Genomic DNA, 10,956 nt, shown 5'->3' on the forward strand with positions numbered 1-10,956 from the left:
CCGCGGACGGGGGCCGGCCGCCGGCCGGCACGGCGGGTGGCGTGACGGGCGGCAGGGCAGGTGGCAGGGTGGCCAAGGGTGCCGGGTCGGACCGGGCCGCCGACCCGAAGCGCACCGCGGACGGGGACCGGCCGACCGACAACGCACCCGCCCAGGACACCGCCCCGAAGCGCACCGCGAACGGGGAGGACCGGCCGACGAGCGGCACGGCGACCAAGGACAACACGCCCGCCCAGGTCACCGACCGGAAGCCCGGCGGCGACGGAAACCCGCCGGCCGACAGCACGACCACCCGGGACGCCGCACCCGCCCGGGACGGGACGGCCGGCACCGCCCGTGCCGCCACCCAAAAGCGCACCGCGAACCCCACCGCGGCCGGGGACGCCCGGGCCGGTGGGCAGGGCCCCCGCCGGAAGCGGGGCGGGCGCGGGGGTGCGGCGCGGCCGCCCGTACCGGTGGCGGCGGCCGTCGCGGCCGTCGATGAGCCGCCCGCGGAGGGCACGCACGACACCACCGCCCCCGAGGCCGCCCCACCGGCCGTCCCCCCGGCCCACAGCACCGAGCCCCGGCCCGGGCCCGTCGAGGACGGCGGCTTCGAGGAGTTCTACGCCGGCGCCCACACCCGGCTGGTGCAGCAGACGTTCCTGCTGACCGGCTGCCGGCACCGGGCGGTGCACTGCGTGGGGCGGGCGTTCGGGGAGGCGCAGCAGCGGTGGGACGAGGTGGGCCCGGCGGCCGACCCCGAGGGGTGGGTGCGGGGGCGGGCGTTCGAGGCGGCGTTGTCGCCGTGGCACCGGGGCGGCCCCCGACGGGCGCACATGTGGCGGTTGCCGCACCGGCGGATCAGGGTGCGGCCGGCGGACGAGTCGCAGGCGGTGCTGCCCGAGCACGACCGGCTGACCGCCCGGGACCGCGCGCTGCTCAAGGCGCTGCGGCGGCTGTCGCGTCCGCGGCGGCGGGCGCTGGTGCTGCACGACGGGCTGGGCCTGCCGGCTCCCTCGGTCGCGCTGGAGGTGGAGTCGACGCTGGCGGCGGCCGAGGGCCGGGTGTGGGCGGCCCGGACCTCGCTGGCGCGCTGGGTGCCCGAGCTGGTCGGGCCGGATCCGGCGGCGGACGGTTTCGCGGACCGCCTCAGCGGGCTGATGCACCGGACGGCGGTGCGCGGCTGCCCGGAGCCCCACCGTCCGGCGGTGCCGCTGCTGCGGGCCCGGTACCGGCTGCGGGACGCGACGCTGACCGGCGGCGCGGCGCTGCTGGTGGCGGTGATGGGCGCGGCCGTGGTGGCGACCCTGGTGGGCCGGGGGCCGGCCGACCTGTTCCGGCCGGCCGAGGCGCCGCCGCCCGCGGTCTGCGCCACCACCGGTGACACGGTCAGGGCGGCCGCCGACGCGCCTCCCGAGGCGGGCATCGGCGCCGCCGTCCCCCTGGTGCCGGGCGGGCCGCCGAACGGGGTCCGCAGCGTGTGGTGCAGCACGACGCCAGGCGTTCCGCCGGTGGTGGTGGACCCGCCGCCGCCGAGGGACCCGCGGTTCTGGGAGGTCGGGCCGGACGGCGGGGCGCTGCCGCCGCCATCGACCGGGCCGTCCGCGGACGCGGTGGACGCCCCGGGAGCCGTGTGCGCCTGGTGGACGCCCGGCCCCTGCCCCACCGGGGTGAAACGGCGGGCGTGAACAGCGGCAGGTGTGGGCAGCGGCGGGCGTGGACAGCGGCGGGCGTGAACGCGGAACGCCCCCGCCCCGGACCGCGGACGGTTCGGGGCGGGGGCGTCGGATGCCGTACGGGGCCGGGTGTCAGCCCGCGATCAGCTCGCGCGCCAGACGGGCGGTCTCGGACGGCGTCTTGCCGACCTTGACGCCGGCGGCCTCAAGGGCCTCCTTCTTGGCCTGCGCGGTGCCCGAGGAGCCGGAGACGATGGCGCCGGCGTGGCCCATGGTCTTGCCCTCGGGGGCGGTGAAGCCCGCGACGTAGCCGACGACCGGCTTGGTGACGTGCTCGGCGATGAAGGCCGCGGCACGCTCCTCGGCGTCGCCGCCGATCTCACCGATCATGACGATGAGCTCGGTCTCCGGGTCCTCCTGGAACGCCTTGAGGGCGTCGATGTGGGTGGTGCCGATGACCGGGTCACCGCCGATGCCCACGGCCGAGGTGAAGCCGATGTCCCGCAGCTCGTACATGAGCTGGTAGGTCAGGGTGCCCGACTTCGAGACCAGGCCGATCTTGCCGGAGGTCGTGATGTCGGCCGGGATGATGCCGGCGTTCGACTGTCCGGGGCTGATCAGGCCGGGGCAGTTCGGGCCGATGATCCGGGTCTTGTTGCCCTTCGAACCGGCGTACGCCCAGAAGGCGGCGGTGTCGTGCACCGGGACGCCCTCGGTGATGACGACGGCCAGGCCGATCTCGGCGTCGATGGCCTCGACGACGGCGTCCTTGGTGAACTTCGGCGGCACGAAGATGACGGTGACGTCGGCACCGGTCTTCTCGATGGCCTCGGCGACGGAGCCGAAGACGGGCACCTCGGTGCCGTCGACGTCGACCGTGGTGCCGGCCTTGCGCGGGTTCACACCGCCGACGATCTGGGTGCCGGAGGCGAGCATGCGGCGGGTGTGCTTCATGCCCTCGGAGCCGGTCATGCCCTGAACGATGACCTTGCTGTCCTTGGTAAGGAAGATAGCCATGGTTACGTCCCCTTCCTTACTTGGCGTTGGCCAGCTCGGCGGCGCGGTCGGCCGCACCGTCCATGGTGTCCACGCGCTGGACCAGCGGGTGGTTCGCGTCGTCGAGGATCTTGCGACCCAGCTCCGCGTTGTTGCCGTCGAGGCGGACGACGAGCGGCTTGGTGACGGCCTCGCCCTTCGACGAGAGCAGCTCCAGGGCCTGCACGATGCCGTTGGCGACGGCGTCGCAGGCGGTGATGCCACCGAAGACGTTGACGAAGACCGACTTGACGTCGGGGTCGCCCAGGATGATCTCCAGGCCGTTGGCCATCACCTCGGCGGAGGCGCCGCCACCGATGTCGAGGAAGTTGGCGGGCTTGACGCCGCCGTGCTTCTCGCCCGCGTAGGCGACCACGTCGAGGGTGCTCATGACGAGACCCGCGCCGTTGCCGATGATGCCGACCTCGCCGTCGAGCTTGACGTAGTTCAGGCCCTTGGCCTTCGCCGCCGCCTCCAGCGGGTTGGCGGCGGCCTTGTCCTCGAGCGCCTCGTGCTCGGGCTGGCGGAACTCGGCGTTCTCGTCCAGGGAGACCTTGCCGTCGAGCGCGATGATCTTGCCGTCGCCGGACTTGATCAGCGGGTTGACCTCGACCAGGAGGGCGTCCTCCTTGATGAAGACGACCCAGAGCTTCTGCAGGACGTCGGCGACCTGGTCCGCGATCTCGGCCGGGAACTTCGCCGCGGCGACGATCTCGGCGGCCTTCTCCGGGGTGACACCCTCGTTGGCGTCGACCGGGATCTTGGCGAGCGCGTCGGGGTTCTCCTCGGCGACGACCTCGATCTCCACACCGCCCTCGACGCTGGCCATGGCCAGGAAGGTGCGGTTGGTGCGGTCCAGCAGGAACGAGACGTAGTACTCGTCCTTGATGTCCGCGGTCTGGGCCAGCATCACCTTGTGGACCGTGTGGCCCTTGATGTCCATGCCGAGAATCGCCTCGGCCTTGGCGACGGCGTCCGCCGGGTCGGCGGCGAGCTTCACGCCGCCGGCCTTGCCTCGGCCACCCACCTTCACCTGAGCCTTGACGACGGCGCGGCCGCCGAAGCGCTCCGCGATGGCGGCAGCGTCTGCGGCGGTCTCGATGACATCGCCGTCAAGCACGGGCACCCCGTGCTTGGCGAAGAGGTCCCTCGCCTGGTACTCGAACAGGTCCACGTGTTTGTCCTTGTTCGTGGTCGCGGATTGTGTCTCTACGAGCGTGCCACGGCAGGATCTTCGCTGCGGGTCGTCGGGGCGGTGCGGGTACGCAGAGATACGGCCTTGCGGCCCACACAGCCACGGGCGCACACGTCAATCAACACGCGCGTCACGTCCGTCTGGCAGGTTATCCCCGTGGGCCGGGAGTGTTTCGCCCGGGACCGGCCCGTCTTGGGTGAGAACCGTCACAGCAAGCTTACGGCGGTGTGTCGTCGCTCCGGCTCACCGGGTGGGTGCTCCGGCGGTGAGGAACGGCGGGGTTCGCCCGTCCGGGTGACCCCGCCGTCGCGTCCGTGTACGTCCTGGTCGGGCGCCCTCAGGCCGACCGCTCCGGCACCGGGAGCGGGCGCTTCTCGATCGCCGCCGCCATGATCTCCGGGAAGGCGTCCGGGGTGCAGGCGAAGGCGGGCGCGCCGAGCGCGGCCAGCGCGGCGGCGTGCGCGTGGTCGTACGCGGGGGCGCCCTCGTCGGAGAGCGCGAGCAGGGCGATGAACTGCACGTCGGCCGCCTTCATCGCGGCCACCCGCTTGAGCATCTCGTCGCGGATGCCGCCCTCGTACAGGTCGCTGATCAGGACCACCACGGTCTCGGACGGCCGGGTGATCCGCGACTGGCAGTAGGCCAGCGCGCGGTTGATGTCGGTGCCGCCGCCGAGCTGGGTGGCGAACAGGACGTCCACCGGGTCGGACAGCTGCTCGGTCAGGTCGACCACCGAGGTGTCGAAGACGACCAGCCGGGTGTCCAGCGACTTCATCGAGGCGAGCACCGCGCCGAACACCGCCGAGTGGACCACCGAGGGCGCCATCGAACCGGACTGGTCGATGCAGAGGATGACGTCCTTCTTCACCGCGCGCTGGGCGCGGGCGTACCCGACCAGCCGCTCGGGGACGACCGTGCCCCGCCCGTCCGGGCCGGCGCCGGGCAGGTAGTTCTTGAGGTTGGCCCGGATGGTGCGGTCCCAGTCGATGTCCCGGTGGCGGGGGCGGTTGACCTTGGCGCTGCGGTCCAGCGCGCCGCCGAGGGTCGCCCGGGTACGGTCCGCGAGCCGGCGCTCCAGCTCGGCGACCACCTTGCCGACCACCGCGCGGGCGGTCTCCCGGGTGGTCTCCGGCAGGGCGTGCTTGAGCGAGAGCAGGGTGCCGACCAGGTGCACGTCCGGTTCGACGGCCTCCAGCATCTCGGGCTCCAGCAGCAGGCGGTCCAGGCCGAGCCGGGTGATGGCGTCCTGCTGCATCAGCTGGACCACCGAGGTGGGGAAGTACTCGCGGATGTCGCCCAGCCAGCGCGCCACCTGCGGCGCCGAGCCGCCGAGCCCCGCGGTGCGGCGCTCCGGACGGCCACCCGACCGGCCCTCCTCCGGGGCGCCCCGGTAGAGGGCGGCCAGCGCACCGTCCATCGCCGCGTCACGGCCGGCCAGGGCGTGGCCCGTTCCGTCGGCCTCCCCGCCGAGCACCAGCCGCCAGCGGCGCAGCCGTTCGCCGGCGGGGTCGGCGGCGGCGTCCGCGGCGCGGGAGGTGGTCACTGCCATCGGGTGCTCCTTCGGTGGGTGCGGGGAGGTGGGCGGGGGCGGGGTGCGAGGTGCGGGGCGTCACGGCCCTCGGAGGTCCCGGAACTCGGACGTCCCGGAATCCGGCTGCCACGGCCCTCAGGTGTCGCGGCCCTCGGCCTGGCGCGGGATGCGGGGCCGGCCGGCCCCCGGTGACGGGGCCGCGGGCGGGGCGGGGTGGCCGAGCAGCAGCGCGACCACCGGCAGGGCGGCGTCCGCCCGGGCCTCGTCCAGGCCGGCCGCGGTGTGCTCCGGGGCGGTGACGCCCTCGTCGCCGAGCGGGCCGGCCGCCACCCGGCCGCCGACCGTGCGGCGCACGCCGGCCTCCAGCGCGGAGAACGTCCGGCGCAGCATCGGCAGCACGTCGGTGAAGACCTCGCCGGACACCCCGGTGAGCCAGTCGTCGAGCAGGCCGAGCAGCCGGGGGTCGTGCAGCAGCAGGGCGCCGCCGCCGGCCAGGAAGCCCTCGATCCAGCCGGCCGCGTCCGCCGGGGCACTGGCCGCGGAGAGCACCAGGCCCATCCGGCGGCCGGCCTCCGCGGAGTCGAGCCGGCCGTCGTCGAGCAGCAGCCGGACCGCGCGGCCGCGCAGCAGGCCGGGCACGCCGGTGGCCGGTCCACCGTGCGGTTCGCGGCGGGCGAGCCGGTGCAGGGTGGCGGTCCAGCGTTCGCCGAGCTCGTCGGTGAGGTCGGCGAGCAGCGCGATCGCCGCGTGCACCTCGTCCAGGTGGACGCGCATCGCGGCGGCGCCGTCGGCGTCCAGGCCGGTGCAGGCGGGCGGCAGGCCGACGCAGATCCGGTCGGCGAGGCCGCCGGCGACCTCGGCGAGCGCGCCGCCGTCGGTGCCCCGGACGTCGCCGTAGCGCAGCGCGCGGACCAGCGCGGGCAGCGCCCCGGCGAGGTGGGAGACGTCGGTGTCCAGGGCCGCGTGGTCGGCGAGCACCCGCATCACGGCGGGCAGCGCGTCGGCCAGCCCGGCGAGCAGGCAGGTCTCCACCAGGCCGGTGAGCTCGGTGAGTCCGGTGGCGGCGCGGGCGGTGCCGACGGCCTTGCCGGCCGCCGCGTCGGCCACCGTGGTGCCCCACTGGGCGGCCTCGACGACGCGGACGGCGAACTCCGGCTCCCAGCACAGCCGCCAGCTCTCCCGGAAGGTGCCGGTGGAGTTGACGGCGGACCGGGTCGGCACGCCCCAGTCGATGCCGAGCAGCCGCAGCCGGTGCAGCAGCCGGGAGCGGGCCGCGTCGGTGTCCTTGCGCAGGTCGAGGTCGAGGTCGCGCGGCTCGGCCCCGGGCTTGAGCCGCAGGGTGCGCTGGAGCCGGGCGAGGTCGCGCTGCAGCGGCACCGCCGGCGCCGTGTCCGGGACCTCGCCGAGCGCGTCGCCGATCACCAGCCGGTCCCGGACCAGCGCGAGGGCCACCTCCGAGCCGTCGCACATCACCGACCGAACGGCGTCCAGGCTCTCGGTCAGCCCGGCGAGCGGGCGCCCGCGCACGACGGCGAGGGTACGGGCGAGGCGGACGGCCTCGATGACGTGCGCGGAGGAGACCGGGTGGTCCTCGGCGCGCAGCAGTTCGGCGACCCGGGTCATCCAGCCGGGCAGCGGGTCGGCGTCGGGGCTGGTGAACAGGTGGTGGTACCAGCCGGGCGAGACGATCCCTGCGCCGTAACCGGTGTACTGGGCGAGCCTGCGGTGCGTCCACGGCACCCAGGTGATGTCGGTCCGCACCTTCTTCGGCAGCGTGGCCAGCAGCGCCCGGTCGTGGGCGACGGTCGGCATCACGGCCAGCGCGGGCACGTGGAAGGCGCCGCAGACCACGGCGATCCGCCGGTGCCCGGCCCGGCGGGCGGCCCGGATCTGCTGGCGCATGTACGCCTCGCGCAGTTCGTCGCGACGGGCGGCGGAGCCGGTGAGGCCGGCCTCGCGCAGGGCGGTCATCGCCTCGGCGACGGCGGTGAACGGGGCGAGCGCGTCCGCGCCGGGCGAGCGGTGCTCGATCACGTCCTCCCACCAGCGCTCGGGGTCGTCGTGGCCGGCCGCCTCGGCGAGCACCGCGATCGGGTCGTCGGAGCCGTGCCCGGCGTCCGGGGAAGTGCCCCCCGGCACTCCCCCGGACGTCCCGGACCCGGACTCCTCGGAACCGGGCGCCTCGGACCCGGACCGCTCCGAACCGGGCGCCTCCGGACCCGGCTCCCCGGCCACGGGGGCCGCGGGCGCGTCGGCCTCGGGCGCGTCGGCGAAGCCGTACGCCGCCGGGAGGTCGATGAACCGGACGGGCACGCCCAGGTCGACGCCGTACCGGACGGCCACCCACTCCGGGGAGAACTCGGCGTAGGGCCAGAACGCGGCCCGGGACGGGTCGTCCACGGCGTGGGCGAGCAGCGCGACCGGCGGGACCATCTCCTTCGCGCCCGCCAGCGCGACGATCGGATCGGCCTCCGGCGGGCCCTCGATCAGCACCACGTCCGGCCGCACCTGCTCCAGCGCGGCGGCCACCGCGCGGGCCGAGCCGGGCCCGTGGTGGCGTACGCCGAGCAGCGTCACCTCTGCGCTCATCGCGCCCTCCCTCCTCGCTTGGTCGGATTGCTCAACTGCGGGCGGATCAGCGGGCGTTCTCGCGGGCGGCGCGGTAGAAGTCCTTCCACCCGTCACGCTCGCGGACCACGCCCTCGACGTACTCCTGCCACACCGTCCGGTCGGCGACCGGGTCGCGGACGACGGCGCCGATGATGCCCGCGGCCACGTCGCCCGCCCGCAGCACGCCGTCCCCGAAGTGGGTGGCCAGCGCCAGGCCGTTGGTGAGCACCGAGATCGCCTCGGCCGTGGAGAGGGTGCCGCTCGGGGTCTTGACCTTGGTGCGGCCGTCCACCGTGAGACCGGCCCGCAGCTCCCGGAAGACGGTCACCACGCGCCTGATCTCCTCGGCGCCGCAGGGCAGTTCGGGCAGCTCCAGGGAGCTGCCGAGCTGGTTGACCCGGCGGGTGACGATGTCGACCTCCTCCTCCAGCGAGCCCGGCAGCGGCAGCACCACGGTGTTGAAGCGCCGGCGCAGCGCGCTGGACAGCTCGTTGACGCCGCGGTCGCGGTCGTTGGCGGTGGCGATCACGTTGAAGCCGCGCACCGCCTGCGTCTCGGTGCCCAGCTCCGGTATCGGCAGGGTCTTCTCGGAGAGGATGGTGATCAGGCTGTCCTGCACGTCGGCCGGGATGCGGGTGAGCTCCTCGACCCGGGCGATCTTGCCGTCGGCCATCGCCCGCATCAGCGGCGAGGGCACCAGCGCGTCCCGGCTGGGGCCGTGGGCCAGCAGCTGGGCGTAGTTCCAGCCGTAGCGGACGGCCTCCTCGGGCGTGCCGGCGGTGCCCTGCACCAGCAGGGTGGAGTCGCCGCTGATCGCGGCCGCCAGGTGCTCGGAGACCCAGGTCTTGGCGGTGCCCGGCACGCCGAGCAGCAGCAGGGCGCGGTCGGTGGCCAGCGTGGTGACCGCGACCTCGACGATCCGGCGCGGGCCGATGTACTTGGGCGTGACGACGGTGCCGTCCGGCAGCTCGCCGCCCAGCAGGTAGGTGGCGACGGCCCACGGCGAGAGCTTCCAGCGCTCGGGGCGCGGACGGTCGTCGTGGGCGGCCAGGGCGGCCAGTTCGGCGGCGAACTCGTCCTCGGCGTGCCGGCGCAGCACGTCCTCGCCCGGCCCGTCCTGCGGCGTCGCACCGGTCGAGGCGGTGGTCGGCGTGGCGGCGGTCATGGGGGCTCCTTCGGGTCGGCCGCCGGACACACCTGTGGCAGGCGGCGGGGTGATCGGTGGGAGCATCGGCGCAGATGTCGGCAGGCCGGCCGGACGGCGAACCACCGCCTCCGGCCTGCGATGACCACCATGCACCCCGCCACTGACAATCCCGACCGCACACCGGTTCGGGTGGCCGCGGAGCCCCCGGACGCCCGCCCGGGCGCTGTCAGTGCCGCCCCCTACCGTCGAGGGCATGGAGGAACGCTGGAGCACCGAACACGTCCTGTCCCTCGCCCCTGACGCCGCGTCGCAGAAGGCGGCCGGCAAACTCTCCTCACCCACCCCCTGGTCGGGCACCGGCACCGACGGCACCGCCCTGTGGGGCGAGTGCAAGGGCAGCGGCAGCACGCCCTACCGGACGGTGATCGAGCTCACCACGCCCGCGTACCGGTGCAGCTGCCCGAGCCGGAAGTTCCCCTGCAAGCACGCGCTGGGCCTGCTGCTGCTGTGGAGCGGCGCCGCCGACGCCGTTCCCGACGGCGCCGAGCCCGCCGACTGGGCGGCCGACTGGCTCAAGGAGCGTCAGGACCGCGCCGAGCAGGCCGTCGAGCGCCGTACGGCCCGCGCCGAGGCGGCCGCCGCCGACCCGGACGCGGCCCGCCGCCGCGCCGAGAAGCGGTACGCCCGGGTGGCGGCCGGGGCCGGGGAGCTGCGGCTGCGGCTGGCCGACCGGATCCGGCAGGGCCTCGCCGACCAGGGCACCGCGAGCCCGTGGGAGGAGGTCGCCGCCCGGATGGTCGACGCCCAGGCACCGGGCCTCGCCGCCCGGGTCCGCGAGCTCGACGCGGCGGCGCAGCAGGACCTCCTGGAGGAGTACGCCCTGCTCCACCTGCTCGCCACCGCCGCCGGCCGGGTCGACCGGCTGCCCGAGCCGCTGGCCGCCACCGTCCGCGCCCGGGTCGGCTACACCACCGAGACCGCGGAGCTGCTGGCCGGCCCGACCGTGCGCGACCGCTGGCACGTCCTCGGCAGCCGCGACACCTCGGACGACCGGCTCACCACCCGCCGGCTGTGGCTGCGCGGCGCCAAGACCGGCCGCCCGGCCCTGCTGCTCGCCTTCGGCCGGCCCGGCCAGGCCCCCGACCTGGCGCTGCCCACCGGCCAGGTGCTGGAGGCCGAGCTGGCCTTCCACCCGGGGGTGCGCCCGCTGCGGGCCGTCCTCGGCACCCGGTACGGCGCCCCCGCGGCCGGCCCCGAGGAGCCGCCCGCCGGTCTCAGCCCCGCCGAGGCCGCCGAGGGGTACGGCGCCGCGGTGGCCGACGACCCCTGGCTGGCCTCCTGGCCCACCGTGCTGGACGGCGTGGTCCCGGTGCTCGGCCCGGACGGCTGGCAGCTGACCGACGGCCGGCACACCGTCCCGGTGCAGCGGTCCGGCACCCCCGAGGCGGCCCTGTGGCGCCTCGCCGCGGTCTCCACCGGCCGTCCGCTCACCGTCTTCGGCGAGTACGGCCACCAGGGCTTCGCGCCCGTCACCGCCTGGGGCGCCGACCACCGCCCGATCGGCCTGACCACCTGACGCGGCCGGCCGCGGCCGCCGGCCCGACCGCCCGCCTCGGCGGCCGATCCGGTCCGCCCGCCCGACCCGCCGACCTCCCACCCGCAGGAGCCCCAGTGCAGACCACCACGCCCCCGGCCGACCCGTGGGAGGCCCTCCGGACCACCGCGCTGCTCGGCACCGACCGCCGCCCGCTGCCCGAGCCGGGCGGCTCGCCCGCCCACC

7 protein-coding genes are annotated in these 10,956 nt (G+C 75.7%); 2 read left to right on the top strand and 5 right to left on the bottom strand.

Annotated elements, in window-relative coordinates; genetic code table 11:
- Positions 1–1,670: hypothetical protein (locus tag ACWEQL_RS37455; RefSeq protein WP_452155223.1), on the top strand; the 1,670-nt coding region annotated here is incomplete at its 5' end.
- A gap of 120 nt (positions 1,671–1,790) precedes the next feature.
- On the opposite strand, the gene sucD is transcribed toward ACWEQL_RS37455, so the two are convergent.
- From sucD to ACWEQL_RS37480, 5 genes are all read right to left on the bottom strand, one after another.
- Positions 1,791–2,675: a succinate--CoA ligase subunit alpha gene (gene sucD / locus ACWEQL_RS37460; RefSeq protein WP_452155225.1), complete on the bottom strand. Its 885-nt coding sequence runs from the start codon at positions 2,673–2,675 to the stop codon at positions 1,791–1,793.
- Between the two features lie 16 nt (positions 2,676–2,691).
- Positions 2,692–3,867 carry an ADP-forming succinate--CoA ligase subunit beta gene (gene sucC / locus ACWEQL_RS37465; protein WP_452155228.1) on the bottom strand — a complete coding sequence of 392 codons (1,176 nt, stop codon included), beginning with the start codon at positions 3,865–3,867 and terminating at the stop codon, positions 2,692–2,694.
- Between the two features lie 358 nt (positions 3,868–4,225).
- The gene (locus ACWEQL_RS37470) at positions 4,226–5,437 is read right to left on the bottom strand and encodes a VWA domain-containing protein (protein ID WP_452155230.1); all 1,212 of its coding nucleotides are present in this window, start codon (positions 5,435–5,437) and stop codon (positions 4,226–4,228) included.
- Between the two features lie 117 nt (positions 5,438–5,554).
- Positions 5,555–8,008, bottom strand: coding sequence for a DUF5682 family protein (locus ACWEQL_RS37475; protein WP_452155232.1), 2,454 nt, complete (start codon positions 8,006–8,008; stop codon positions 5,555–5,557).
- A gap of 46 nt (positions 8,009–8,054) precedes the next feature.
- Entirely contained in the window at positions 8,055–9,194 is a 1,140-nt protein-coding gene (locus ACWEQL_RS37480) for an ATP-binding protein (protein WP_452155234.1), read from the bottom strand.
- A 235-nt stretch (positions 9,195–9,429) separates the two neighbouring features.
- Here ACWEQL_RS37480 and ACWEQL_RS37485 point away from each other — a divergent pair, with 235 nt between their 5' ends.
- Positions 9,430–10,752 carry an SWIM zinc finger family protein gene (locus ACWEQL_RS37485; RefSeq protein WP_452155236.1) on the top strand — a complete coding sequence of 441 codons (1,323 nt, stop codon included), beginning with the start codon at positions 9,430–9,432 and terminating at the stop codon, positions 10,750–10,752.
- The last annotated feature ends 204 nt before the right edge of the window (positions 10,753–10,956 follow it).

Source organism: Kitasatospora sp. NPDC004240 (assembly GCF_053603215.1).